24 protein-coding genes are annotated in these 24,363 nt (G+C 70.5%); 7 read left to right on the top strand and 17 right to left on the bottom strand.

What is annotated here, in order from left to right:
• Positions 1–418 precede the first annotated feature (418 nt).
• The 4 genes from O2L01_RS09705 to O2L01_RS09690 all read left to right on the top strand — a co-directional run bounded on the left by O2L01_RS09705 (position 419) and on the right by O2L01_RS09690 (position 2,909).
• Positions 419–865 (top strand): hypothetical protein, encoded by a 447-nt coding sequence (locus O2L01_RS09705; RefSeq protein ID WP_270121718.1) that lies wholly within the window; start codon positions 419–421, stop codon positions 863–865.
• A 96-nt stretch (positions 866–961) separates the two neighbouring features.
• Positions 962–1,549: an alpha/beta fold hydrolase gene (locus O2L01_RS09700; protein ID WP_270121717.1), complete on the top strand. Its 588-nt coding sequence runs from the start codon at positions 962–964 to the stop codon at positions 1,547–1,549.
• 126 nt (positions 1,550–1,675) lie between these two features.
• Entirely contained in the window at positions 1,676–2,326 is a 651-nt protein-coding gene (locus O2L01_RS09695) for a dihydrofolate reductase family protein (protein WP_270121716.1), read from the top strand.
• 73 nt (positions 2,327–2,399) lie between these two features.
• Positions 2,400–2,909, top strand: coding sequence for an 8-oxo-dGTP diphosphatase (locus O2L01_RS09690; RefSeq protein WP_270121715.1), 510 nt, complete (start codon positions 2,400–2,402; stop codon positions 2,907–2,909).
• Here the strand turns inward: O2L01_RS09690 and O2L01_RS09685 are convergent.
• Positions 2,906–3,529: a tyrosine-protein phosphatase gene (locus tag O2L01_RS09685; protein WP_270121714.1), complete on the bottom strand. Its 624-nt coding sequence runs from the start codon at positions 3,527–3,529 to the stop codon at positions 2,906–2,908. The genes O2L01_RS09690 and O2L01_RS09685 overlap by 4 nt on opposite strands.
• A 135-nt stretch (positions 3,530–3,664) precedes the next feature.
• Between O2L01_RS09685 and O2L01_RS09680 the strand changes: the two genes are divergently transcribed.
• Positions 3,665–4,567 (top strand): ankyrin repeat domain-containing protein, encoded by a 903-nt coding sequence (locus O2L01_RS09680; protein WP_270121713.1) that lies wholly within the window; start codon positions 3,665–3,667, stop codon positions 4,565–4,567.
• Here the strand turns inward: O2L01_RS09680 and O2L01_RS09675 are convergent.
• Positions 4,564–5,343 carry a helix-turn-helix domain-containing protein gene (locus tag O2L01_RS09675; RefSeq protein ID WP_270121712.1) on the bottom strand — a complete coding sequence of 260 codons (780 nt, stop codon included), beginning with the start codon at positions 5,341–5,343 and terminating at the stop codon, positions 4,564–4,566. The genes O2L01_RS09680 and O2L01_RS09675 overlap by 4 nt on opposite strands.
• A gap of 124 nt (positions 5,344–5,467) precedes the next feature.
• On the opposite strand from O2L01_RS09675, the gene O2L01_RS09670 reads away from it, so the two are divergent.
• On the top strand, positions 5,468–5,830 hold the full coding sequence (locus O2L01_RS09670; RefSeq protein ID WP_270121711.1) for a nuclear transport factor 2 family protein: 363 nt from the start codon (positions 5,468–5,470) through the stop codon (positions 5,828–5,830).
• On the opposite strand, the gene O2L01_RS09665 is transcribed toward O2L01_RS09670, so the two are convergent.
• From O2L01_RS09665 to O2L01_RS09615, 11 genes are all read right to left on the bottom strand, one after another.
• Positions 5,831–6,607, bottom strand: coding sequence for a protein phosphatase 2C domain-containing protein (locus tag O2L01_RS09665; protein ID WP_270121710.1), 777 nt, complete (start codon positions 6,605–6,607; stop codon positions 5,831–5,833). It abuts the gene before it with no gap.
• Positions 6,604–8,355 carry an ABC transporter ATP-binding protein gene (locus tag O2L01_RS09660; RefSeq protein WP_270121709.1) on the bottom strand — a complete coding sequence of 584 codons (1,752 nt, stop codon included), beginning with the start codon at positions 8,353–8,355 and terminating at the stop codon, positions 6,604–6,606. The genes O2L01_RS09665 and O2L01_RS09660 overlap by 4 nt, the downstream gene beginning before the upstream one ends.
• A complete protein-coding gene (locus O2L01_RS09655; protein ID WP_270121708.1) occupies positions 8,352–10,043 on the bottom strand; it encodes an ABC transporter transmembrane domain-containing protein in 1,692 nt (563 codons plus the stop codon). The genes O2L01_RS09660 and O2L01_RS09655 overlap by 4 nt, the downstream gene beginning before the upstream one ends.
• Before the next feature lie 59 nt (positions 10,044–10,102).
• Entirely contained in the window at positions 10,103–11,227 is a 1,125-nt protein-coding gene (locus O2L01_RS09650) for a response regulator (RefSeq protein WP_270121707.1), read from the bottom strand.
• A 59-nt stretch (positions 11,228–11,286) separates the two neighbouring features.
• Positions 11,287–12,081, bottom strand: coding sequence for a 23S ribosomal RNA methyltransferase Erm (gene erm, locus O2L01_RS09645; RefSeq protein WP_270121706.1), 795 nt, complete (start codon positions 12,079–12,081; stop codon positions 11,287–11,289).
• A gap of 194 nt (positions 12,082–12,275) precedes the next feature.
• Positions 12,276–13,814 (bottom strand): sodium/solute symporter, encoded by a 1,539-nt coding sequence (locus O2L01_RS09640; RefSeq protein WP_270121705.1) that lies wholly within the window; start codon positions 13,812–13,814, stop codon positions 12,276–12,278.
• Positions 13,814–14,164, bottom strand: coding sequence for a hypothetical protein (locus O2L01_RS09635; RefSeq protein WP_270121704.1), 351 nt, complete (start codon positions 14,162–14,164; stop codon positions 13,814–13,816). The genes O2L01_RS09640 and O2L01_RS09635 overlap by 1 nt, the downstream gene beginning before the upstream one ends.
• A gap of 151 nt (positions 14,165–14,315) precedes the next feature.
• On the bottom strand, positions 14,316–15,068 hold the full coding sequence (locus tag O2L01_RS09630) for a LytR/AlgR family response regulator transcription factor (protein WP_270121703.1): 753 nt from the start codon (positions 15,066–15,068) through the stop codon (positions 14,316–14,318).
• On the bottom strand, positions 15,065–16,060 hold the full coding sequence (locus tag O2L01_RS09625) for a sensor histidine kinase (protein WP_344469115.1): 996 nt from the start codon (positions 16,058–16,060) through the stop codon (positions 15,065–15,067). Before O2L01_RS09625 ends, O2L01_RS09630 begins: the two co-directional genes overlap by 4 nt.
• 151 nt (positions 16,061–16,211) lie before the next feature.
• Positions 16,212–17,894, bottom strand: coding sequence for a solute symporter family protein (locus O2L01_RS09620; RefSeq protein ID WP_270121701.1), 1,683 nt, complete (start codon positions 17,892–17,894; stop codon positions 16,212–16,214).
• A complete protein-coding gene (locus tag O2L01_RS09615) occupies positions 17,891–18,247 on the bottom strand; it encodes a DUF485 domain-containing protein (protein ID WP_270121700.1) in 357 nt (118 codons plus the stop codon). Before O2L01_RS09615 ends, O2L01_RS09620 begins: the two co-directional genes overlap by 4 nt.
• A 283-nt stretch (positions 18,248–18,530) precedes the next feature.
• On the opposite strand from O2L01_RS09615, the gene O2L01_RS09610 reads away from it, so the two are divergent.
• Entirely contained in the window at positions 18,531–18,947 is a 417-nt protein-coding gene (locus tag O2L01_RS09610) for a VOC family protein (protein WP_270121699.1), read from the top strand.
• A gap of 50 nt (positions 18,948–18,997) precedes the next feature.
• Here the strand turns inward: O2L01_RS09610 and O2L01_RS09605 are convergent, their stop codons facing one another.
• The 4 genes from O2L01_RS09605 to O2L01_RS09590 form a co-directional block, all read right to left on the bottom strand.
• Positions 18,998–19,309: a hypothetical protein gene (locus O2L01_RS09605; protein ID WP_270121698.1), complete on the bottom strand. Its 312-nt coding sequence runs from the start codon at positions 19,307–19,309 to the stop codon at positions 18,998–19,000.
• A gap of 1,204 nt (positions 19,310–20,513) precedes the next feature.
• On the bottom strand, positions 20,514–20,969 hold the full coding sequence (locus O2L01_RS09600) for a VOC family protein (RefSeq protein WP_270121697.1): 456 nt from the start codon (positions 20,967–20,969) through the stop codon (positions 20,514–20,516).
• Positions 20,970–21,049: 80 nt separating this feature from the next.
• A complete protein-coding gene (locus O2L01_RS09595; protein WP_270121696.1) occupies positions 21,050–22,021 on the bottom strand; it encodes a sigma-70 family RNA polymerase sigma factor in 972 nt (323 codons plus the stop codon).
• A 106-nt stretch (positions 22,022–22,127) separates the two neighbouring features.
• Entirely contained in the window at positions 22,128–24,155 is a 2,028-nt protein-coding gene (locus O2L01_RS09590; RefSeq protein ID WP_270121695.1) for a putative bifunctional diguanylate cyclase/phosphodiesterase, read from the bottom strand.
• Between the last annotated feature and the right edge of the window lie 208 nt (positions 24,156–24,363).

The following is a 24,363-nucleotide window of genomic DNA, read 5'->3' as shown; positions in this document are numbered from 1 at the left end:
GCAATCGATTAACCCCTCGAACGGGTGCGTACCAGCGCTTTTCACCGTCCGGACTCGACGCGGGGAGACGAAGGTCGCACCGACAAGAAGACCGATAGGAAGCACTGACGAGAAGGCACCGCCGGGACGGTACGAATCGGACCCTCGGTGAAATTGCCTCACTTCGACTCGTAGACTCAGCGCGTCGCACCGGTACCAAGCCGCACCGAGGAGGACCGCCATCCGGAAGCAGCGCAGTCGTACCGGCCAGCGCAGTCGTACCGGCCAGCGCAGTCGTACCAGCCAGCGCAGTCTCACCGGCGCAGGCCTCCTCACGGCGGGCTCCGCGCTCGCCTTCGGGATCCTCGGATGGATTGCGGCCCATGGCATCTCGTCCTGGCTCCTCGCGCACTGCCATGTCGACGGCGCCGCCACGGACGTGTGGCGCGTCGACCGGTACGCGGGCGAGGCCGCCCTCTTCGCCGGATTCCTGGCGCTCGGCTCGCTTCTCGCACTCCTCGCGGCTCCCGGCATCGGTCGCCTCGGCGGCCCTGACCGCAAGCGCACCATGCGACTCTCGGCCTTCGTCTCGGTCGGGGCGTTCCTCACCACCGACGTCGCCGAACGGGTCGTCGCCGGGGACCACCCGGTGCCGCCGCTCATGGTGCTCCTCATCGGCCTTGCGGTCTACGCCGCGATCGGCACCGGCACGTCGCTCCTGTGGCGGTACTGCCTCGGCACGGTTCGCGGCGTCGCCGCACTGCTCGACCGGCGACGTCCGCTTGCGCCGCACCGGCTCTCAGCGATAGCCGCGCGGCGGGCGTCCTCCCGGCGCGCCGCCTTCACCGGCATATGCGCGGGCCGCTCCCCTCCTTCGACGGCGTAACGCCCCCACCGTCGCCGCGTTCGACGCGGCGGCCTCCGTCCTGCCCTGCCCGGCCGACGACGCCACACACGCCGACCATTCGACAGGAGCCACGCCATGCCTGCCCTGCGCTTCGAAGACCTCCTTCAAGACCCCGACCGCGAACATGACGGCGACCGCTGGGGCGCCGACGGCCGCCCCGTCCTCCTCCTCAACGCGGCCGGCACCGACCGCTCCGCGTGGTGGCCGGTCGCGGCCCGCCTCGCCGACGAGCACGCCGTCGCCGTCCTCGACCTCCCCGCCCGGCGTTCGATCGACGACCAGGCCGAGCGCCTCGCGATCTACGTCGCGGCCATGGGCACCCGCGCGCCGGTCATCGCCGGGCACGGCGACGCCGCGCTCGTCGCGTCCCTCTTCGCGGCCCGCTACCTCGCCCATGCCGTCGTCAACATCGAACGGCGCCTTGACGAACCGCATCCCGACCCGGACGCCGAGCGCGCCCGCTCGGAGATCGCCGCCGGTCCCCGCAAGCTCCGCGGCCGCTACCTCACGATCTTCGCCAGCGCTCCGCCACCGGCGTATGAGCCCTGGCTGCAGGACCGCATCCCCGAGGCCGCGTGCGCCGTCTACCGGACCGACGGCGAGTTCCCCCACTTCAACGACCCGAAGCGCTTCGCCGACGACATCCGCTTCCTCGCCACCTGAACTTCCGGCGGCGCCGCGTGCGAAGTGGCATAGTTCACGTCGCCGCCGTTCGTCACCGGCGATGAATCCGCGCGGCTCGCGCAGTCTCATTGGCGTCACCGCAAATGAGCGACGGAAGGAAGCCTCATGAGCCAGCTTCTCAGGGTCCAGAACTTCAACGTCTCCGCCGACGGCTTCGGCGCCGGCGACGGGCAGTCCCTCGAGCGCCCCTTCGGCCACGCCGACCCGGGCACGATGTTCGCCTGGGCCGGGGCGACCGCGAGCTGGCCCAACCGCACCGACCCCGGCGGGAGCCGCGGCCTCGACGACTACTTCACCCGCGACTTCGCCAACAACATCGGCGCGGAGATCATGGGCGCCCACAAGTTCAGCCCTCACCGCGGGCCCTGGGAGAACTACGACTGGAAGGGCTGGTGGGGCGACGAGCCGCCGTTCCACACCCCCGTCTTCGTCATGACCCACCACCTCCGGCCCTCCTTCACGCTCTCGGACACGACCTTCCACTTCACCGACGACGACCCGGCCACCGTGCTCGAACGCGCGCGCGAGGCGGCGCAGGGCAAGGACGTCCGCCTCGGCGGCGGCGCGTCCGTGATCCGTGAGTTCCTGGAGGCCGACCTCGTCGACACCCTGCATGTGGCTGTCTCTCCCAAGATCGAACTCGGCTCCGGCGCCCGCCTCTGGGAATCCCCGGACGAACTCCGCGACCGCTTCCACCTCGACATCGTCCCGAGCCCCGGCGGCGATGTCATCCACCACCTCTTCTGGCGCAAGTAATCCGAATGCCGGTGGACCGAATGCGGTCCACCGGCTTCTCGCCGGGCGGCCCGGCCTCTGCGAAGATGCGGGGGTGACCTTGACGCCCATGTGCCCCTGCCTTCTGACCCGCCACTCCCCTACCGGTCGGCGCGAAGTGCTGCTCGGCCGGAAGAAGACCGGATTCGGCACCGGCAAGATCGTCGGCCTCGGCGGGCACGTCGAACCCGGCGAGACCCCGCTCGCAGCCACGGTGCGCGAGGTCGCCGAGGAGTCCGGCATCCAGGTCGAGCCCGCCGACCTGCGCGAGGCGGCCGCCCTGACGTTCCTGTTCCCCGCGAAGCCCGAGTGGGACATGCAGGTCATCGTGTTCGTCGGCGACCGCTTCACCGGCGAGGCCCGGGAGTGCGACGAGATCGCGCCGCGCTGGTGCCCGCTCGACGACCTGCCCGTTCAAGACATGTGGGACGACAACCAGTACTGGCTGCTCCAAGTAATGGACGGCCCGCACCTCACGGCGACGTTCGAGTTCGCCGCCGACGGCGAGACCGTTGAGACCAGCCGCATCGAACTGGGCCCCACCGGCATCGGCGACGAGGGCTAGCCCGCGACGGCGAGGCGGCGTCGCACCGCTTCCAGGTGCCGGCTCTCGACACCGGCCTTCTGCAGGTACGCCGACACTCCGCCGTGCTCGCTGTCGAAGTGGTCGAGCAGGTCCTGCATCGTCTTCGCTTCGGCGCCTTCAGTAAGGGCGTAGTCGGCGACGATGACGTCATGCGCCGCACCGGCGACCGCCAGAGCCAGCGCCGTCATGATCCCGGCGCGGTCTCTGCCTGCGTGGCAGTGCACCAGCACGGGCCCGGCGGGCGCTTCGGCGAGGGCGATGAACGCGGCCGCGACTCGTTCGGGAGCGTGGTCGACCTCGGGCCGGTAGTCATCGGGCGCAGTCGGATCGAACCCCGGGTAGACGCCGAGGAGCGGGAGGTTCAGATAGATCTCGTCGTCCCGGAACGGACTCGGGAACTCGTCGGCCTCCCACCCATGCCGAAGATCGATGATCCGCCTGACGCCGAGCCCCCGAACGGCGGCGATGCCCGCTTCGGTGAGCAGGTCATGGTTGTCCGACCGCAGCAGCGCGTTCGCGCGAACCGAACCGCCGCCGATGAGGGGCGTCCCGCCGAGGTCGCGGGCATTGACGCAGTCGGGCAAGTCCAGGAAAGGCATGTTGCTCCAGGGAGTCTCGGCATCGAGGAGCGACCGATACTACCCGGGCGTGCCCGGCAACGAAGGCGTTCCGCGTCCATTGCCGCCCCTGTTGCGGCCGTTGGAATGTCGCAGTCGCTTGTCATAGTGGCGGGCATGGATATCCAGGAGATCGTGCAACTGCTGGCCGACGTCGACGCTGGCCGGCCGGCCGGGCCCCGCCGGTCGGGCGGGTACGTCGTGGTCGGGTACAACCCCGAGGCCGTGATCGACGAGGACGATGAGGACTACGACGAGGACCTCGAACACCTCGAGGTCTGGGGCACCGCCGCCACCGCCGCCGAGGCCTTCGAGAAGCTCGGCGGGGAGCTGGCGACGACCTACGACGATGCGGTCCGGGGGCAGTGGTCGAACTACTTCGAAGAGGACATGGAGGACGACGAGTTCGAAGAGGAGGAGGGCAAACGGGCCGCCCTCGCTCTGCTCGCGTTGCAGCGGACGCCGGGTCGGGAGGCGCTCTTCTTCCTGTTCAGCGGCTATTACGCCCCGATGGAGTTCATCACCTCGGCGGACTGGTTCGACGACTTCTATCTGGGTGCCGCGGCCGGACTCTTCCCGGGCGCCAGGCTCCTCTTCGGGGCCAGCGCCGCCTCTCCTCACCAGGATGAGGCCGTGGCCGTCTTCGAGCTGCAGCCCGTCGACCGCGAGGACGGGCCGAACTCCCTTGACGCCCGAGGTATGTCCCCGCTGCACCACGCCGTGGCCGGTGGCGACCTCGCGGAGGTCGCCGCGCTGCTGGCGTCCGGCGCCGACCCGAACCTCCAAGCCGAGTATGGCAATGCGCCGCTGTTCGCCGCGGCCGATGCGAAGGGGCGCACGGCGTCCGCCCTCGAGGCGCTCGATGACGAACGCTGGGCCGTGACCAAGGCCCTGCTCGATCACGGCGCGGACATCGACGCGCGGGACCGGTCGGGCCGCAGCATCGTCGACCTCGCCGCCGACGGCTCGGCCGAGATCCGGGACGAGCTGCGCGCCCGCGGCGGAAGGGCCTACGCCTAGCGGTTCAGGGCGGCGGCGGTTTCGGGGTTCGCGGGGTAGAAGGCTTCGATGGCGAGTTCGGCGACGGTGACGTCCATCGGGGTGCCGAAGACCGTTGTGGTGCTGAAGAAGGAGAGGACGCCGCCGGGGGTGTCGATGCGGAGCGGGACGACGAGGCTGTGCGGCGGGGAGGGGTCGATGCCTCCCGGGTAGGCGCGGAGTTCGTCGCGCAGGGACTCGAGTTCGGGATCGCCGGTGGTGCGGATCTGGTGGTCGAGGCGCGTCAAGATGTGGGCCCGCCATTGCGGGAGGTTGCGGATGCGGGGCGCGACGCCGTCGGGGTGCAGGCTGAGTCGCAGGACGTTGACAGGGGGTTCGAGGAGTTCGGGCGCGCAGCCGTCGAGGAGCCGGTCGATCCCGGGGTTGGCGTCGACCATGTTCCAGTGGCGGTCGACGACGACGGCGGGGTAGGGCATGTGGCCGTCGAGGATCTGCATGAGGGCCTGGCCGATGCTGCTCATCGACGGCTGGTCGAGGGCGGTCTCGGTGTAGGCGGGGGCGTGGCCGGCGGCCATGAGGATGTCGTTGCGGTGGCGGAGTGGCACGTCGAGTTCCTCGCAGACCTTGAGGACCATCGCGGCGGTCGGGTTGGAGCGGCCGGTCTCGATGAAGCTCAGGTGCCGGGAGGAGATGCGGCACTGGATCGCGAGCTCCTGCTGGGTCAGGTGCCGCTGGGTGCGCCAGTGCCGGATGAGGCCGCCCGGGGTGGTCCGGGTCTCGGTGAGCGGTGCAGGCATGCGGCCCAGCCTAAACCCGGAGGTAGCGCGGCTCATTACCTCTGAGGTAATCGACGGGAGGCGCGATCGGGGCGAAGCTGGTGTCGTTCCCGGAGAGGCCGGGACGAGCGCAGAGGAGATCATCATGGACTTCGACACCGTTGCCGCCCAGTACATCACCGCCTTCAACGCGACCGACGCCACGGAGCGCAAGGCCTTCATCGGCGAGGTGTTCGCCGCCGACGTCAGCTACGTCGACCCGATGGCGGCCGTCGCCGGGCATGACGGCGTGGACGCCTTCATCGCCGGCGCGCACCAGCAGTTCCCCGGCTGGGTGTTCAGCCTCCTCGGGCCGGTCGACGGCCACGGCGCTCAGGCCCGGTTCACCTGGGGCCTCGGTCCGGCGGGCGAGGAGCCTCCGGTCGTCGGGTTCGACGTGGTCGTCCTCGACGAGGAGGGCCGGATCGCGCAGGTGCTGGGCTTCCTCGACAAGGTGCCCAGCGCGTGATCAGTGCAGGTCGACCAGGACCGCTGTGGCGTCGTCGTGCTTCTTGCCGCTCCAGCGGTCCGGGTCGGGGTCGGTGAGTTCGGCCCCGCGGACGGCGTCGATGAGGGCTTCGGGACCGCGGTTGGTGGTCGCGAGGGTCATCAGGTCGGGGAGGCGGTAGTCGTACCGGTCCGTCAGGCGCGTGATCCCGTTGGTGCACAGCAGGACTCGTCGGAGCTCGGGCACCTCCCGGTATCCGGTGAACGCGTGGTCGGCCGCTTCCGGGACGGCGCCGGCGAACCAGGCGCCGCCCGGCTGGTTGCGGTAGCGGGCGATGTACTCCGCGATCCCTTCAGCGGTGTCCGGGGGTTCAGGGAGTTCGTTCATCCGGTTGTCGGTCTCGATGGGGACGCGGCCGGTCGTGTCCTCGAAGAGGACGGCGGCGTCGCCCAACACCAGCCATTCGAGCCGGTCGTTCGCTTTGCGCGCCATGGCGACCGTGGCTCCCGGCGAACGCGGGTGCGCGAGGTCGCAGGTCGGGCCGTGGTCGTCGACGGTCGCTCGGATCGCGTCGCGCAAGACGTCGGCGAGCGTCCCCTCCCCCGCGTCCAGCCCTTCGCGCAGATGCGCACCGAGACGGCCGACGATCCAGGCCACGCCGTGCGTGCAGCCGACGTCGACGCCCTCGGGCGGGTTCGCACCGTCGAGGACGACGGCCCAGTCCGCGCCCGTCAGGGCGAGATCCTGGTTCTCGGCGCCGGATCCGATCGCGGTGCGGCGCTGGGTTTCAAAGGTCATGCCGGGCTCCGCTCGCTCGTGCCGTGCCAGGTGTTCCAGAGCAGAGCATAAGGCCCGTTCGCTTGCAGGAGTTCGTCATGGCTCCCGAGTTCGGCGAGCCGCCCGGCCTCGACGACAGCGATCCGGTCGGCGTCGTGGGCGGTGTGGAGGCGGTGGGCGATCCCGATGACGGTGCGGCCCTCGAGGACGGCCGCGAGGGCGCGTTCGGTGTCGCGGGCGGCGCGGGGGTCGAGCATGGCGGTGGCCTCGTCGAGAATGACGACGTCGGGGTCGGCGAGGATGATGCGGGCCAAAGCGATCTGCTGGGCGGCGGCGGGGTCGAGTTCCTTTGCGGTGCCGCCCAGTTCGGCGTCGAGGTCGTTGGCCCAGGCGGCACCCACGGTGGCGAGGGCTCGGCGCAGTTCGGCGTCGTCGGCGTCGGGTTTGGCGAGGGTGAGGTTGTCGCGGAGGGTCGCGGTGAAGACGTGGTGCTCCTGGGTGACGAGGGTGACGTGGCCGCGGCGTTCGCTGAGAGGAAGGGTCGCGACGTCCACACCGCCGATGGTGACCTGGCCGGAGGTGGGGGCGTCGATGCCGGAGACGAGGCGGGCGATGGTGGATTTGCCGGCGCCGCTGGGGCCCACGACGGCGAGGCGTTCGCCCGCGGGGATCCTGAGGTCGACCCCGTGGAGGACTTCGGGCCCGCTCGGATAGGCGAAGTGGACAGAGCGGAGCGCGACGGTGCCGTCTGCGGGCAGCGCCGCGGCGGCGGCCTGCTCATCCGTGTCGATCGCGGCGATGCCTTCCACGCGCGCGAAGGACGCGAAGCCGCGTTGGAGCCATTCGACCATCATGAGCAGGAAGTTCATGGGCGTCATGATCTGACGGGACAGGACGGCGCAGGCGGCGACCTCGCCGAGGGTCACGGCGCCGTCGAAGTACATGGCGCCGCCGAGGACCAGAACGGCCGAGGCGGGGAGCACATAAGAGCTTTCGAGGGTCAGGAAGTAGACGCTGCGCAGGTAGAGCGTGTACTTGTTGGCGGCCCAGTGCGCGGCGATCGTGGTGTCGCCGTGGGCGATCCGGTCGGCTTCGAGGCGGTGGAGCTCGGCGGTGCGGGCGCCGTCGGCGGTCGCGGAGAGGGCTTCGCCGGAGCGGGATTCGGTGCGGGCCTGGGCGAGGTAGCCGTCGCGGGCGCGCTTGAGGTACCACCGGGCGCCGACCGCGATCAGCGGGACGGCCAGCACCATGCAGAGCGCCAGGAGGGCGTTGACCCAGATCATCGCTCCGATGTAGACGAGCGCGGTGAGGATCGCGACCGCGGCCCTGGGGATGGATTCGCGGATGAGGTTGCCCGACTGCGGCACGTCCACGGAGGTGCGGGTCATGAGGTCGCCCGCGCCGGCCTGCTCGGCGGTGTGGAGCGGGAGGCGTAGGCACTGCTCGACGAAGCGTTCACGTAGGCGGGCGGAGAGGCGTTCGCCGACGCGGTTCGCGGTGAAGCCGGCGAGCCAGGTGAGAGCGACGGCTGCCGCGATCGCGGCGGCCATGCCGGCGGCGATCATGTCGATGTCACCGATGCCTTCACCCGCGGCGAGGGCGTCGATCATGCGGCCCATGAGGAGCGGCGCGGCGGTGGAGGCACCGGCGGCGGCGACGCGGAGTGCGATGGCGACGCCGACGCGGGCGCGCTCGGAGAGGAGGAGCGCGACGAAGGCGCGGCGGACGCGTTCGGGTTCGGCGACGGGCAGTTCGGTCTCGGCGGTCATGAGAGCTCCCGGTTCACGAGGGCCCGGTAGTCGGGCCGGGAGGCGAGGAGTTCGGCGTGGGTGCCGGTGGCGGCGACCTTGCCGTCTTGGACGAAGGCGACCTGGTCGGCGCGGCCGAGCCAGAGCGGGGAGGCGCTGACGAGCGCGGTGGTGCGGCCGTGGCGGAACTCGGTGAGGCGCTCGGTGATGCGCGCTTCGGTGTGGGAGTCCACTGCGGACGTGGGTTCGAGGAGGAGCAGGACTTCCGGTTCGGCGGCGAGGGCGCGGGCGAGGCGGAGGCGTTGGCGCTGGCCGCCGGAGAGCGTGCGGGCCTGGTTGTCGATTTCAGCGGCGAGGCCGTCGGGGAGGGCGTCGACGATGTCTTCGGCGGCGGCCGCGGCGATGGCGGCCTCGGGGTCGCGGCCGCCGACGACGGCGGTGAGGGCGCCCGCGAAGAGGTACGCGTCGTGGTCGCCGGGGAGGATGCGGCGGCGCAGTTCGTCAGAGGCCATGCGCGCGAGGGGGATCGGGCCGAAGACCGCTGCCGATGGTTCGAGGCCGGCGAGGCGGTCGAAGATCGCGGCGGCGGCGTCGGTGTCGCTGGTCGCGACCGCGGTGAGTCCGGGAGCGAGGCTGAGGCCGGAGTCGGGGTCGTGGAGTTCGGCCCCGGTTTCGGGGCCCGGCAAGGGGTCTCGCGGGGCGGCGCGTTCGGGCAGGGCGAGGAGTTCGCCGACCTTCGCGCAGGCGACCTCGCCCTGGATGATGGTCATGGCGGTGCCCATGAGCCAGCGCACGGGCATGAGCAGCGCGGCGGTGTACCCGAACGCGGCGACCATCTGGCCGACGGTGATGTCGCCGGAGGCGACGAGGCGCGCGGACATCCAGACGACCGCGCCGAGCAGGATCGCCGGGGCGCCTTCGGAGATCGCGTCGATCCAGGCGCCGGGGGCGGCGAGGCCGAACCCGGATCGCTTGAGGCGCTGGGAGTCCTGGCGGTAGGCGGCGTTGAAGCGGTCTTCGCCGCCGACGCCGCGCAGGACGCGGAGGCCGGCCACGATGTCGGCCGCGCGTTCGGTGACGCGACCGATGTCGCTGCGGAAGGCGCCGTAGCGGGTCTGGAGGCGGCGCAGCATGGGCCCGGTGATCGCGGCTACGGCGATCACGCCGATGAAGACGGTGAGGCCGAGGACCGCCGACATGCCGATGAGCAGCACGGCGACCGCGACGATGCCGGTCACGCAGCCGACGGTGGGCGCGAGGGATTCGATGGCGCGGCCGATCGAGACGACGTCGGTGACGCCGACGCTGACGACCGAGCCGGTGGTGGTGTGGCGGCGCAGGCGCGAGCCGAGCCGCGCGGTCTTGCGGGTGGCGAGCTGCAGGACGCGGTACTGGGCGTCGTGGCGCCACCAGACGGTGAGGCGGTGGTGGAGCACGATGCTCACGGCCGCAACGGATCCGGCGAGGGTGAGGGCGCCGGCCCAGACGAGGAGCGCGCCCCAGTCGCGTTGCGCGAGGCCGTCGTCGACGGCGCCGGTGAGGAAGATCGGCATGACGGGGACGAGCCCGAGGGAGAAGACCGCGGAGACGAGGACGGCGGCGGCGAGTCCTTTGCGGCGGGTGGCGAGCCAGGTGAAGAGGCGCCAGGAGGTGACAGGTGGTCGGCCGGGGTCGTCTACGGGCAGTTCGGGTGCGCGGAGGAGTGACACAAGGCCAAGGTAGTCAGGCGCGAGCCGACGCGGCAAACGGTTAACACTGTTTCGCCGCGTCAACCTTTCAGTCGATCAAACCAACTGGCTCGCTGAGTCTGTTGGCCTTGGCGGTGCCCGAGGAAGTCGACGACATAGTTCACTACGTCTTCCGGATCCGCCGTCGCCGCCACCAGCCTGGGATGGGAAGCGCCCCGCGCTTTCGAGCCACTGGTGTAGAGCACCACTGGGGCGATGATGTGCTGCTCCTCGAAGCGGTCGAGCAACGCAAGGCCGGCTTTCGCCCCTGCCGACTCGTTGTACCGGCCCATATCGCTGATGACGAGGTCGTACGAGTTGCTTCTCAGGGCTTGCATTGCCGCTTCGGTCGAGAGCACGAGGTCGACTTGAATCCCGACCGATTGGAAGAGGAATACCAGCGACTCATTGTTCTCAGGGTGATCGTCAACCCACAGAATCGAGCCGCCTTCCAGGAACTTGGCCGCGGAAGCGAGACGGGTCGCCGCCCGCCGGCTGCGCCGGCTGTCGGCTTCGGTGGGCCGGTACGCAGGCGGCTGCCGGTACGCCGCCGGAAGTGGCTGGTTCCAGTGGAAGTCGGCCTGAGGTCGAGCGGCCTGCCCAAGAGAGGTGCCGCCGGGCGGGGACGCGATGGCCGGGTAGGTGGGCGGGATGTTCGGGATCTGCCGGTTCGGGGCGGTGACGGCGGCGCGCGGGTCCAGGTCGGGGGGTTCGGTGCCATCGGCAGGGGTGTCCGCGGGCGGGGTGGCGTGGTGGTCCGGTTCCGCTTCGGGCGGCGGCTCGGTGTGGACGGCGTCGTCGGTGTCCTCGTCCGCGGGCGGTTGGAACTCGGGCGGGAGCGGCCCTGCGCCGCTGATCGGGAGGCCGTGGACGTCGTTTCGGTTCCCGGGCGGGACCTGCTGCGTCGGCAGCGGATACAGGTTCGAGGGCCAGGCCGGCTCGACGTTCAGCGGGGCGGCGGAGCCGCGCAGCCCGGCCTGTTCGATCGCCTGCTGGGCGAGTTCGACGGTGACCCAAGGGGTCTCGACCTTGGTCATGCGCGGGGCCTGGGCGGTGAAGAGCCGCTTGGCGAAGGCGAGCGCGATGAATCCGAAGGCGACCCAGAGGAATGCGGGCAGCACCCTGATCAGTTCGATCCAGATGGCTTCGCTCATCGCAGGCTCCAAGAGGGGGTACCGGGCCGGGCATCCCTACCTTAATCGGCCGATGCCCGGTACCCGGTGACTCAACGCGTGAGCGCCTCGAACAGGGCGATCCAGCGGTCGGGCGGGACGTGGCCGACGACCTGCTCGCGGCCGATGCCGGCTTCGGCGCAGGCCCGGTGTGCGAGGCGCCTGGGGACGACGCGGCACAGGGACGCGGCGAGGGAGCCGCCGACGCCGGAGAAGCCGAGGTCCACGAGGTCGCGGTAGTCGACCAGGTCGGCCTTGGGCAGCAAGGGTTCCGGGCGGCGTCGCAGGTGGATCGCGGCGGCGTCGACCTGCGGGACGGGCCGGAACTCGCGGCGGTCGATGCGCATGCCGAGCGCGAACTCGAACTCGGGCCAGTGCGCGACGGTGAGGCGGCTCCAGCGGCCGAAGTCGCCGGTGTGCTTGCGGGCGAACTCGAGTTGCGTGACGACCGCGGCCGAGGCGAGCGTGCGCGCGCTGAGGCACCAGCGGACGATGTCAGTGGTGATCCCGAAGGGCGCGTTCGAAACCACATGGAACGGCTCGCCCGGCGGCCGCACGTCGCGGAAGTCCGTGTGGTGGCAGCGGAAGTGCTCGTGGTGGCCGAGGCGCGACTGCAGGCGTTCGACGAAGTGGCGGTCCTTCTCGTAGGCGATCACACGGCCGGCGCGGTCGAGCAGCGGCCGCGTGATCGCGCCGTCGCCGGGGCCGACTTCGATGACGAGGTCGTCCGGGCCGACCCCGGCTGAGGCGACGAAGGCGCGGGCGATGTTCGCGTCGCGCAGGAAGTTCTGGGACAGGGCCTTGCGGGCAGAGGCGCTGCGGGCAGGCTGGAAATGGCTGCGGGACATGGGAGATGCTCCATGGGACGAGTCGAATCAGGACGATCGATTCGCCTAGGCCCGCGCAGGGCGCGGCCGCCGGCGGAGCGGCGGTCGAACAAGAAGCGCTTGCGGTGGCCTAGGCCGCCGCGCGCAGCCGAATGAAGATCGGGCAGGACGCGGCGGACGCGTACTGCCCCGGAGACCCGTACATGGCCGCGAGATTATCCGGTTTCATCCGTGGCGTCCACCCGTTTGTCGGGCGGGGTCCGGCGTGCGCGCGGGATCGCGCCGGTGTCGCCGGTCGAGTAGCGGCCGGGCACGTGGAGGCGCAGCACGGCCTCGCTGGCCCAGTTGGGGACCGAGCCGGGCCGGGACGCGGCGATCATCGTGACGAACGCGAGCGGGACCGTCCACAGTGCAGGCTGAGCGAGGAGGACGGAGACGACGCCCGGTTCGAGGTCGAGGACCACCGAGGCGAGCGCCGCGCCGGTGGAGGTGCACGCGCCCACGAGCAGGCCCGCCGTCGCGCCGGTCGCGGTGAGGCCGCGCCACCAGATGCCGAGGGTGAGCAGCGGGCAGAACGTGGAGGCGGCCACGGCGAACGCCCAGCCGACGAGCACGTTGATGTCCACATCGGAGGCAGGAAGGGAGAGCGCGACCGCGAGCGCGGTGCCGACCACGACGCCGAGGCGCAGGCGCGAGAGCGAGCCGCCGAACAGGTCGTGCGAGAGGCCCCCGGCGAGCGCGAGGAGGAGCCCCGAGGAGGTCGAGAGGAACGCCGCGAACGCGCCGGCCGCGACGAGCGCGGTGAGGACCGCGCCCACCGAGCCGGGGACGATCGCGCCCGGGACGAGCAGCGGCACCACGTCCGTCTCCTCGAGCGTGGGAGTCGTGACGCGGCCGAGGAGGCCGTAGACGACCGGCCACAGGTAGAAGAGGCTGAGCAGGACGATCACCGAGACGGCCACGCGGCGGGCCGCGCGGGCGCCGGCGACGGTGTGGAAGCGCATCACGACGTGCGGAAGTCCCATGGCGCCCAACGTGGTCGCGACCAGGACCGAGATGGTGGCGAGGAGCGGGTGCCCGGAGCCGTCGAGGTCGAGCAGCGGGCGCGACCAGTCCGTGTGCGGGCTCGGGTTGAGGGCCGCGTCGCGCCGCTCGGGCGAGGCGAGGGCGATGAGGAACACCGCCGGCCCGGCGATGAACGCGAGTTTCACCAGGTAGTGGAAGGCCTGCACATAGGTCGCCGAGCGCATGCCGCCCACGGCGATCGCGGAGGAGACCACGAGGCCCGCGCCGACCACGCCGATCCAGTACGGGATGCCGGAGACGAGTTCGAGCACGACCCCGGCCGCTTTGAACTGCGGCAGTAGGTAGAGCAGCATGATGACGAGCACGACCAGGCCGCACATGCGGCGGATGCGCGGCGACCCGAGCCGGTACTCGGCGAAGTCGGGCACCGTGTACGCGCCGCTGCGGCGCATCGGCCCGGCCGCCAGCGCGGCGACGAGCACGTACCCGGCGGTGAATCCCACGGCGTACCACATCGCGCCCACGCCGTTCTTGACGAGCAGTCCGGCGAGGCCGAGAACGGATGCGGCGGAGACGTACTCGCCCGCGATGGCGAGGGCGTTCCAGCCGGGGACGATGCTGCGCGAGGCGACGAGGAAGTCCGGTGTGGAGCGTGCCGCGCGCACACCCCAGACGCCGATGACGACGCTGGCGGCGAGCACCAGGCTGATCGCGGCCAGGCCGAGCATCAGTCGTCCTCGCAGTACTCGGCCTCGATCTTCTCGGCCCGGCGCACGTGGATCGCGGCCAGCGCCAACAGGATCGGGTAGGGCGCGAAGAACAGGACGGCCCAGCCGAGGCGGCCGGGAGTGAAGACGGCGGCGGTGAGCAGGGCGGCCAGGGCGAGCAGGAGCGCGATCGCGGTGCGGGCGGCGAGGCGGCGCTGGCGGCGGAGGGCGCGTTCGGCGTCGTCGAGGTCGATCGCGCTGCGGTCCACGGGGGTGTGGCCCGCGAGGCGGCTGAGGCGGCGGGTGGCGTCCGACCTGCGGCGCAGGGCGAGCCGGGTCTGGGGGCTGGTGACGCGGACGCGCTGGTTCATGGGCGTCCGGTCCGGTCGGGAGCGGACGCGAGCCGGGGAGGACCGTCGGCGGTGCATGCGAGGCGCGCGGGTCCGGTGCGGCGGTCGCGCCAGGCGTTCACGCCGGTTCGGTCCGGTCCGGTCGCGCCGTGCCGCGCCGCCTCCGCTGCCCTCACCGGTGCGCCCCGCCTTCTCTCGCGGCCTGGAGGAGCCGTTCGCGCAGGAGCCGGGAGTGGCGGCGGCTGACGGGGACCTCGCCGGGTTCGGTGACGGCGACGAGGCCGGCTGTGGAGGTCACGCGCAGTTCGGTGACCGCGGCGAGGTTGATGAGGAAGGAGCGGTGGGCGCGCACGAAACCCGCTGCGTCCCATACCTGTTCGAGGTAGGTGAGGGACTGGCGGAGGAGGTGCGAGCCTTGGGTGGAGTGGAGGCGCACGTAGTCGCCGTGGGCTTCGGCGTAGGCGATGTCGTCGCGGCGCACGAACACGGTGCGCCCGGCGAGCTCGACCTGGACGACGGCGAGGTCGTCGGCCTTGTCCCCCACGGCGGGCCCGGAGCGGCGGCCGCCGATGCGGGCCACGGCCTCGGCGAGGCGTTCGGGCCGGAAGGGTTTGAGCAGGTAGTCGGCGGCGCCGAGGCCGAAGGCCTCCACGGCGTGGTTGTCGTAGGCGGTGACGAACACGATCTCGGGCGGGTCCGAGAGGCGCCGGAGGATGCGGGCCACGTCCATGCCGTTGAGGCCGGGCATCGCGATGTCGAGGAACGCGGCGTCGAACGAGCCGGAGCCGAGAAGGCGCACCGCCTCGTCGCCGCCGGCGGCGGCCACGACCTCGCCGACGGCGGGCAGCTCGGCGAGCTGCCCGGCGAGTTCGATGCGGGTGGACGGCTCGTCTTCGACGACGAGCACGCGCAGGCCGGCACTCATGCGTGCACTCCTCGGGCGTATCGGGGGATTCTCACGGTCGCCTTGGTGCCCGCGCCGGGGGCGGTGTCGAGCCACAGGCCGTACTCGGGTCCGTAGACGGCCCGCAGGCGTCGGTCCACATTGGCCAATCCGATGCGGCCGGCGCCTTGGCGGCTGCCGTTCAGGATCGCCTTCGCGGTCTCCGGCTCCATGCCCGCGCCGTCGTCCTCGACCTCGATGACGCACAGCGCGCCCTCGGAGAAGCCGCGCACGGCGATGTGGCCGGTGCCGGGCTTCGACTCGAAGCCGTGGCGCACGGCGTTCTCCACGATCGGCTGCACGACCAGGAACGGGATGGGCACGGGCAGGACCTCCGGGGCGATGCGGACGGTGATGTCGAGGCGGTCGTCGAAGCGGGCGCGCTGCAGTTCGAGGTAGGTCTGGACGGCCTGCAGCTCGTCCGCGACCGTGGCGTAGTCGCCGGTGTTCGCGAACGAGTAGCGCAGGTAGTCGGAGAAGTCGGTGAGCAGTTCGCGCGCGCGCTCGGGGTCGGTGCGGGTGTGGGCGCTGATCGCGGCGAGGGCGTTGTGCATGAAGTGCGGGGAGATCTGGGCGCGCAGGGTGCGCAGGTCGGCCGCGGCGATGCGCTCGCGGGCCCGGTCGAGGTCGGCGTGGTCGAGCGCGGTCGCCACGAGGTGGGCGGCCTCGGCGACCTCCGCGTCGCTCACGTCCCCCGCCACGAGCAGGCACCCCGCCAGGTCCCCCGAGACGATGAGCGGCGAGCCGCGCAGCGGCGGGGCCGTCACCGGTTCGAGCACGTCCAGGGTCTCGACCAGGAGGCCTTGGGCCGCAACCGGATCGAGCGTCCCGGAGACGGCGATGACCCGTTCGCAGTCGGCCAGCGCCACCGCGTCGGCTCCGAGGAGCTTCGCGAGGCGGCGGGCCGCGACCGGCGCGCCCTTGCCCGTGAGGCCGTCCGCGAGCGCTTCGCCGATCTGGCGGGAGAGCCGCAGGGCCGCGAGGGTCCCGGCGCCCACCGCACGGCGCCGCGCGGGGACGCGGAGCGAGGCGGTGAGGCGAGCGGGGATCACGTGTTCACTGTAACGGGGCCCACAGAAAAGGGCGGGGAGGGCCGCCCCGGCCCTCCCCGCCCCACTGGGGCGCCTAGTGCGTACCGGCCCGTTCGGCCCCGGCCCCCGTCAACGCCCTGACTTGCATGGACGCGAAACGGGTCGGGTTCGTTTCCTTACTCATCAGCGTGCCGACCACGGCGCAGATGAGACCGAACGGGATGGACACCAGGCCGGGATTCGACAACGGGAACCATGCGATGTCGACCCCTTCGCCGAGCAGCGAAGTCGGTGTGCTCGAGAAGGTCGGCGAGAAGATCACCAGACCGATCGAGGAGATGAGGCCGCCGTAGATGCCCGCGACGGCGCCGGCGGTGTTGAACCGCTTCCAGAAGAGGCTGAACAGCAGCGTCGGCAGGTTCGCCGAGGCGGCCACCGCGAAGGCGAGCGCGACGAGGAACGCCACGTTGAGGTCCTGCGCGAACACCGCGATCACGACGGCGATCGCGCCGACGCCGACCGCCGCGAACTTCGCGAACACGACCTCTTGGCGGCCGGAGGCCTCACCGCGCTTGAAGACCCCGTTGTAGAGGTCGTGGGCGAGCGAGGACGAGCAGGCGATGATGAGGCCCGCGACCACCGAGAGGATCGCCGCGAACGCCGCCGACGCGATGAGCGCCAGCATGATCGCGCCGCCCGTGGACCCGGCGATGTTCTCGCCGATGACCTGCGAGAGCTGCGGCGCGGCGGAGTTGCCGGCCGGGTTCTCGGCGACGATCGCCTCCTTGCCGACCATCGCGGCCGCGCCGAAGCCGAGCACGAGGGTGAGCAGGTAGAACATGCCGATCAGGCCGATCGCCCAGTTCACGGACTTACGGGCGGTCTTGCCGTCCGGCGTCGTGTAGAAGCGGATCAGCACGTGCGGCAGGCCGGCCGTGCCGAGCACGAGCGCGAGGCCGAGACTGATCAGGTCGAGCTTGTTCCACAGGGTCTGCACCGAATCCCCGGCGACCTCCGTGCCGTACTTCAGCCCCGGTTCGAGGAAGGCCGCGCCTTGTCCCGAAGCCTGGGCCGCGTCGCCCAGCAGCGCCGAGAGGTTGAAGTTGTACTCGGCGAGCACGAGGATCGCCAGGACGAACGCGAGGCCGATCTTCACGCAGGCCTGGAAGATCTGGACCCAGGTCGTGCCCTTCATGCCGCCGAACGCGACATAGGCGACCATGAGCAGGCCCGTGACGACGATGCCCGCCACCTTCGCCGAGCCGGCGTCCATGCCGAGGAAGGTCTCGCCCTCCTTGATGCCCAGCAGCAGCGTCACGAGCGCGCCCGTGCCGACCATCTGCGCGAGCAGGTAGAAGATCGAGATGCTCAGCGTCGCAATGGAAGCAGCCGTGCGGACCGGACGCTGCCGCATGCGGTAGGAGAGGGCGTCGGCGACGGTGAACCGGCCGGAGTTGCGCAGCGACTCGGCCACGAGCAGCAGCGCCACGATCCAGGCGACGAGGAAGCCGATCGAGTACAGGAAACCGTCGTAGCCGTACAAGGCGATCGTTCCGGCGATGCCGAGGAACGACGCGGCCGAGACGTAGTCGCCCGCGACCGCGAAGCCGTTCTGCCACGCGGAGAACCCGCGACCGCCGGAGTGGAAGTCGGTCGCCGTCTTGGTCGAGCGCCCGCCTCGGATCGTGATGCCGATGGTCACCAGGACCATCACCATGAACAGGGCGATCGTCAGGATGCGGTTGGAGTCGCTCATCTCCTGCGCGAGGATGTTCATCGCCCTCCCCCGTTCATGATGTCGTCGCGCAGGTCGGCGGACTGCTGGTCGAAGTGGCGCGCGGTGAACCGGTTGTAGCCCCAGGTGATCCAGAAGGTCACCACGAACTGGGAGAGGCCCAGGATCAGGCCGAGGTTGATGTTGCCGAACAGCACGATGCCCATGAAGTCGCGCGCGTAGGCCGACAGGAGCACGTAGACGAGGTACCAGGCGAGGGACGCGAGCAGGACGGGCACGGTGAAGCGGAAGAGCGTCCGCTTCAGCGCGACGAACCGGGGGTCGTCGTGCATCGCCGCAATCTCGGCGTCGGTGATCTCGGGGGGTGGGCCGTCGCCCTCGGGGGTCGTGGTCATCGAGCCTTCCTCCTTGAAGGGCTTTGACGTGTCGGCGTTGTATCTGGCGCGTGTCGACACCGGGCCTTGTTTACAAGGAACCTATGAGCCCGCGGAGGCAGAGGAAAGCATTGCTGTGACGCGTGTCGCCGGACCGGGCGCATCCTGCGGTGAGAGCGCCGACGAACGGTCGGCGAACGGTCGGCCAACGGTCACCGCGGATCTCGTTCGCGCGAACGATGAATCCCGAGAACCGGTCTCGTCTGTACTGGTGAAGGCAACGGACCACTGAAAGGACCGCCCGATGGCGAGCAAGATGATCTTCCTGAACCTGCCAGTGCACGACCTCGACGCCTCCAAGGCGTTCTACGAGGCGCTCGGCTGGGCCATCAACCCCGACTTCACCGACGAGAACGCCGCCTGCGTCGTCGTCGACGACAACATCTGCCTCATGCTGCTCACCAAGGAGTTCTACAAGACCTTCACGGCCCGCCCCATCGCCGACACCACCGCCTACTCGGCCGCCGCCTACGCGCTGGCCCTCCCCGACCGCGAAGCCGTCGACGCCCTCACCGACGCCGCGGTCAAGGCCGGCGGCACCGAGGAGACCTCCCAAGAGGACCGCCGCACCCAAGAGGCCGAAGTGGGCATGTATGGCCGCACCTTCCTCGACCTCGACGGCCATCAATGGGAACCGTTCCACATGCCCTACCCCCAATAAGAGGCAGACCGAAAGGGCCGCACCGGATCGGTGCGGCCCTTTGTTGCGGGTCAGCTCGGTTGCCGCGGGTCTGCGGGTGGCTGGGGTGGGGTTCCGGGCGGGAGCTGCTGCGGGCCCGCTTGGGGCGGGTGTCCCTGCCACTGCTGTGTGCCGGGGGGCGGGTACATCTGCGGCGGGTACTGGTACTGCTGCCGCTTCTTCCTGGTGGAGTTCGCAACGAGCACGACCGTCAGGACGATCGCGCCGACGACCGCCACGAGGAAGAGCAGGATGAGCACGTGCCAAGGCTTCAGGGCGCCCAAGTCGAGGCCTCCGCCCGTCGGCTCCGGAGATGCGGGGGTGGTGTCTGGAAGCTCCTCCATGAAGAGGCTCCGTTCAGCGTGCGGGCAGGGCACTCTCCATCATGTCAGGTCGGACCCCTCAGGCGCCACAGCCGTCACCGACGGCTTCGGCCTCCTCGACAGGTTCGGTAACCCATACCGAAACCCTCCCTCCCTCCGCGACCGCCTTCGATCAGAGCCGCCCCCCAATGGCGTCTCCTCGCCCGACACAACCTCGTCGCCCTGTCCACACCATCCCTTGGCCCGCTAACTGTGCCGCCCATCGAGGAATGCCTCTGGCAGGCACCACAACCACAGGACCGCGGTCGTGATCTCCCACGCACCATGAGTCCGTGGGCGGGGTCGTGCTGCCCGGCGGCCACCGTTGCGGACCGGCCCGGATCAGTGCTTCCCGCACGCACCAGGCAGGTGCGAGCGCGGGATGGTGTTGCCGTGCATGGCGGGATGGGGAGACCAGGTCCTCTATTGCCTGGCCGGCATCACCGATCATGCTGGCGGTCTTACCAGTGTGTGCCTCGTTCAGAGCACTGCCGCCGGTCGAGGTGATCCCGACCAACGATCTCCCACCCAGCACGGCCCCTTTCGTAGGGGCCGTGGTCCGCTGTGGAACCCGATAGCACGAAGAGACTGAGCTGACGAGGCTCGGGAAAATCATCCGGTTTGGGTTTCGGCCAGAGGCTTGGCGTAGTCTGCTTGCACCTACTCGCCACCTGTACGTTTTCCGTATCCCTGTGCGTACATCAATCATCCCTCACACCACCCCACACCGTCATCACCCACAGGGGTACAAGACCCTCACATTCGCCCCAACCCCACTGCACCCCAAGGAAACAGGGCGCGCCCGACCCCCGCGGCCGGGAGTGTCGCCCGCCCCAAAACAGGCCCGCCGCCCGCCAGCGAACCCCACCCCTCAACTCACCTCTTCGTCGCTGCTCGCCCTGAGCGCAAGCCATCCGCAGCCGCAGCCGCAGCGTCCGCAGCGCCCCAGCAATCTGAGCCGGTCGGCTGGACTCCCTTGACGCCGTTCGGCTTCTGCACGGCGCGCCACGTCGATCCCTACCGCCTCGCCGTGTTCGATGACGCTCCCTCGGCGATCGTCGCGTTCGGGCGGGGGCGGCCGGAAACAGGCGGGCCTCGCATGAGACTCGCCCATCAGCTCCGATTCCCCGAATCGGGACCGAATGCGGGACCGAATGCGGGACCGAATGCGGGACCGAATGCTCCCTCAGGAGTGGACGCAGAACTCGTTGCCTTCGGGGTCCTGCATGACGATCCACTGGGAGGGGCCTTCTTGGCGGCGTTCGCTCGCGCGGGTGCCGCCCAGGGCTTCGAGGCGTTCGGTCTCCGCGTCGATGTTGGCGAGGCCCACGTGGAGGTCGAGGTGGAGGCGGTTCTTGACGGTCTTGGGTTCGGGCACCTGCTGGAAGAGGAGGCGCATGCCCTGGCCGGCGTCGGAGGCCGCGTCGAAGGGGTCGTCCGGGTTGCGGACCGCGGCGAGGGTCTTCCAGGCGTGGTGGCCGTCGACCTCGGTGAGGAGATCCTCGGTGATGATGCCCTGGGCGAGGAGGCCCGCGATGAACGCCGAGTGGTCTTCCACCTTGTAGCCCATGGCCTCGGCCCAGAAGGCCGCGAGGCGGTGGGGGTCGGCGCAGTCGATGACGATCTTGAAGTGAACAGGCATACGGACACCGTAAACCGCGGGTATGACGGTTTCCGCCGAAAGCGGAGGCCGCCCCGATCGAGCACGGGGCGGCCTCCGTTCTACTCGCGGTATTCGGGCGGGAGTCCGAAGAGCGGGAAGAGCTTCGGCGTGTCCAGGAAGTAGTTGAGCCCCGAGATCTTGCCGCCCTCGAGTTCGAGGACGGTGATCGACCACGGCTCCCACAGGCCCGGCGTGCCGCTCGGCTTGTAGTGGCCGAAGGCCGGGAGGCCGTTGGCGCTGACCGGGACGAGCTTGGAGCCCTCGCAGCCCTTGCCGGCGGTGAGCATGAACTCGACGACGCTCGCGTGCCCCTGGACCCACAGCGGGATCGGCGGCATCGAGAGGGCCACGTCCTGCGTGCACAGAGCCGTGAGGGCGTTCATGTCGTACGCCTCGAAGGCGCTCACGTAGCCGTCCACGAGCTTGCGGAGCTCGGCGTCGTCGATCTCGTAGGACTCGTCCGGTTTCGCGTGCACCTGCTCCATGGTCGCCTTCGCGCGCTGCAGCGCCGAGTTGACGCTCGCGGGGCTGAGCTGCAGGGCCTCGGCCGTCTCGGCGGCCGAGAAACGAAGGACCTCGCGCATGAGCATCACCGCGCGCTGCTTCGCGGGGAGGTGCTGGACGGCGGCCACGAACGCGAGCCGGAGCGTGTCCTTGGCTTCGGCGGCCGCTGCCGGGTCGGCCCCGAAGGCCATCGAGTCCGGGATCGGCTCCACCCACATGTAGTCCGGCTCGGGCGCGGGCAGGGGCGAGCCGGCGTCGGAAGCGGGGGCGAGGTCCATCGGGCGGGCCCGGCGCTGCGGGCCCTTGAGCATGTCGAGGCACACGTTCGTCGTGATCTTGTAGAGCCACGAGCGCAGCGAGGAGCGGCCCTCGAAGGAGTCGTGGGACTTCCACGCGCGCGTGAAGGCCTCCTGCACGGCGTCCTCGGCCTCGAAGGACGAGCCGAGCATGCGGTAGGCGTACGCGCAGAGCTCGCGCCGGTGCGGTTCGAACTCGGCGAGGACGTCGTCTTTCATAGCAACGTTCATGCGCAAAGCCTCGCACAGCCCACCGACATTCGCCGAGACGGTTTCGGAAATCTGATCCGCCAGGCCGCAAGGCGCCCGAAACCTCCCTTGTGACCCGAGGAAAGCGCTATTTGTCCCGCTGGTGGTCGGCCATCCACCGCTCGAACGCGTCCGGGGCCATCGGCTTCGCGAAGTGCCAGCCCTGCCCGGCGTGGCAGCCCCAGCCCTCGAGCTGCTTGCGGACCTTCTCGTCCTCCACGCCCTCGGCCACGACCTCCACGTCCAGGGCCCGGCCGAGGTCGATCGTGGTCGAGACGATCGCGGCGTTGTCCGGGTCGTCGATCAGCGTCGTCACGAAGGACTTGTCGATCTTGATCTCCGTGACCGGCAGGCGCCGCAGGTGCTGCATCGACGAGAAGCCCGTGCCGAAGTCGTCGAGGCTGATGCCCACGCCGAGGTCGGAGAGGCGCTGCACGTTGACGACCACGCGCCGCGGGTCGGCCATGAGCGCCGATTCGGTGATCTCGAGCTGGAGTTTGTGCGCGTCCACCCCGTACGCGTCGATCCGCTCGGTCAGGAAGTCCGTGAACTCGGGCGACTGCAGGTCGCGCACCGAGACGTTCACGGCCATGCGCAGGTGGTAGCCCGATTCGTTCCAGGACCGCAACTGGCGCAGGGCGATGTCGACGACCCGCTCGGTGAGCATCCGCATCACCGAGGAGTGCTCGGCGGTCTCGATGATCTCCGCCGGGTTGACGATGCCCCGCTCGGGGTGGTGGTAGCGCAGCAGGGCCTCGGCGCCGATGACCTCGCCGTCGACCAGGCGCACCTGCGGCTGGTAGTAGAGGTTCACGCCGGGCGAGTCGGGGTGGTCGAGCGTCCGGCGCACGTCGCCGAGGAGCAGCAGCCGCTCGGGCGAGTTGTGGTCGAACTCGGGGGCGTACCGCGCGAACGAGGAGGCGCGCTGCTTCGACTCGTACATCGCGATGTCCGCGTGGCGGAACAGGGTCTGGAAGTCCGAGCCGTCGTCGGGGAAGACCGCGACGCCGACCGAGCCGTCCACTTCGACGCTCGCGTCCGCGAGGACGATCGGGGCGTCCAGGCGGGCGCGGATCTCGCGGGCGCACTCCATCGGGTCGGTCATGCCGTCCAGTTCGGACCACATGAACGCGAACTCGTCGCCGCCGAGCCGTGCGATGGCCTTGCCCTTGGGCTTGTCCGCCTCGAAGCGGTGCGCGAGCTCGATGAGCAGCTGGTCGCCCACCTCGTGGCCGAGCGCCGAGTTGACGTCGGCGAAGCGGTCGAGGTCGAGGATGAGCACCGCCACCGCCGTGCCGGTCTCGGCCGCGTCCAGGAGCTTGCCGTCCACGGCCTGCTGGAAGCCCTTGCGGTTGAGCAGGCCCGTGAGCGGGTCGTGGTCGGCCTCGCGCTCGCGGTCGGCCGCGGCCTGGAGGATGCGGTACACGCTGAAGATCGGGATCGCGGAGGCGGCCACGAGCCACCACGAGGACATCGCGGCGGCCGCGAGGATCGGCGCGATCGAGATCTGGGTGGCGCGCAAGGCCCATTCGCTGCGGATCCACTGTGCGAGGAGGTCGCTGAAACCGCCGCCGAGGCGCAGCGCCTGCCGCACGGAGACGAGGAGCCAGCTCGTGAGCGACCAGGCGATCCCGGCCGCGAACACCGCGAACACCTGCGAGGCGGTGCCGCTCCACGGCTCGCTGCCGGTGACGCCGTTCCACACCAGCCAGGCGACGCACAGGGCCCCGCCCTGCTGGGAGAGGTTGAAGACCGTGCGCCACGCGGAAGCCTTGAGCTGCAAGGAGAGCAGGAACAACGCTCCGGACTGGACGATGAGCGCGGGCAGGTAGCCCCACGTCACCATCGTGGCGAGCACGTAGACGAGGTAGATGGAGGCGGCGGGCGACATCCACAGGCCGCCCCAGCGGGTGGGCCGCAGCTCGGCGACCATGGCGAGGCCGGCGGTGAGCCAGAACGCGAAGGGCACGCCGAGCCAGCCGCCCTCCGGGGCGCCGCCGACGACGGTCACGGCGACTGAGCCGGCGATCGCGAACATCGCGACCGCCGACATGAAGCCGTAGTACCGGCCCGGATGCTCTCTAGGCGCAGTGTTGCGCATGAGCGTCGTGGCCATTTCGCTCCTCCCACTGCCGCGCCGTCTCCGGGTGACGCGCCAGAATCACCCAGGGCCGGTCGCGGCCGACTCCTCTGTCATATCGCGAATTCCTCTCCCAGACAACGCCGGGAGCACATGCGGCACAGTTGTGACCAGGCGCGACATGCCAATTACAGAAACCGTTATCCGGCTCCTGCCGCAGCGTCTCCCGTGGTCGGTTCCAGGC

The sequence above is a fragment of the Glycomyces lechevalierae genome, from assembly GCF_027622945.1.
GTDB classification, from domain to species: domain Bacteria; phylum Actinomycetota; class Actinomycetes; order Mycobacteriales; family Micromonosporaceae; genus Glycomyces; species Glycomyces rutgersensis.
The sequence above is the reverse complement of the archived record's forward strand: the minus strand, read 5'-3'. Positions and strand labels throughout refer to the sequence as shown.

Excerpts from the sequence above, each read along its gene's own strand:
- O2L01_RS09700 (WP_270121717.1), top strand. The coding sequence starts at position 962 with ATGCCTGCCCTGCGCTTCGAAGACCTCCTTCAAGACCCCGACCGCGAA.
- O2L01_RS09695 (WP_270121716.1), top strand. The coding sequence starts at position 1,676 with ATGAGCCAGCTTCTCAGGGTCCAGAACTTCAACGTCTCCGCCGACGGC.
- O2L01_RS09685 (WP_270121714.1), bottom strand. The coding sequence starts at position 3,529 with ATGCCTTTCCTGGACTTGCCCGACTGCGTCAATGCCCGCGACCTCGGC.
- O2L01_RS09680 (WP_270121713.1), top strand. The coding sequence starts at position 3,665 with ATGGATATCCAGGAGATCGTGCAACTGCTGGCCGACGTCGACGCTGGC.
- O2L01_RS09675 (WP_270121712.1), bottom strand. The coding sequence starts at position 5,343 with ATGCCTGCACCGCTCACCGAGACCCGGACCACCCCGGGCGGCCTCATC.
- O2L01_RS09670 (WP_270121711.1), top strand. The coding sequence starts at position 5,468 with ATGGACTTCGACACCGTTGCCGCCCAGTACATCACCGCCTTCAACGCG.
- O2L01_RS09665 (WP_270121710.1), bottom strand. The coding sequence starts at position 6,607 with ATGACCTTTGAAACCCAGCGCCGCACCGCGATCGGATCCGGCGCCGAG.
- O2L01_RS09660 (WP_270121709.1), bottom strand. The coding sequence starts at position 8,355 with ATGACCGCCGAGACCGAACTGCCCGTCGCCGAACCCGAACGCGTCCGC.
- erm (WP_270121706.1), bottom strand. The coding sequence starts at position 12,081 with ATGTCCCGCAGCCATTTCCAGCCTGCCCGCAGCGCCTCTGCCCGCAAG.
- O2L01_RS09640 (WP_270121705.1), bottom strand. The coding sequence starts at position 13,814 with ATGCTCGGCCTGGCCGCGATCAGCCTGGTGCTCGCCGCCAGCGTCGTC.
- O2L01_RS09635 (WP_270121704.1), bottom strand. The coding sequence starts at position 14,164 with ATGAACCAGCGCGTCCGCGTCACCAGCCCCCAGACCCGGCTCGCCCTG.
- O2L01_RS09630 (WP_270121703.1), bottom strand. The coding sequence starts at position 15,068 with ATGAGTGCCGGCCTGCGCGTGCTCGTCGTCGAAGACGAGCCGTCCACC.
- O2L01_RS09620 (WP_270121701.1), bottom strand. The coding sequence starts at position 17,894 with ATGAACATCCTCGCGCAGGAGATGAGCGACTCCAACCGCATCCTGACG.
- O2L01_RS09615 (WP_270121700.1), bottom strand. The coding sequence starts at position 18,247 with ATGACCACGACCCCCGAGGGCGACGGCCCACCCCCCGAGATCACCGAC.
- O2L01_RS09610 (WP_270121699.1), top strand. The coding sequence starts at position 18,531 with ATGGCGAGCAAGATGATCTTCCTGAACCTGCCAGTGCACGACCTCGAC.
- O2L01_RS09605 (WP_270121698.1), bottom strand. The coding sequence starts at position 19,309 with ATGGAGGAGCTTCCAGACACCACCCCCGCATCTCCGGAGCCGACGGGC.
- O2L01_RS09600 (WP_270121697.1), bottom strand. The coding sequence starts at position 20,969 with ATGCCTGTTCACTTCAAGATCGTCATCGACTGCGCCGACCCCCACCGC.
- O2L01_RS09595 (WP_270121696.1), bottom strand. The coding sequence starts at position 22,021 with ATGAACGTTGCTATGAAAGACGACGTCCTCGCCGAGTTCGAACCGCAC.
- O2L01_RS09590 (WP_270121695.1), bottom strand. The coding sequence starts at position 24,155 with ATGGCCACGACGCTCATGCGCAACACTGCGCCTAGAGAGCATCCGGGC.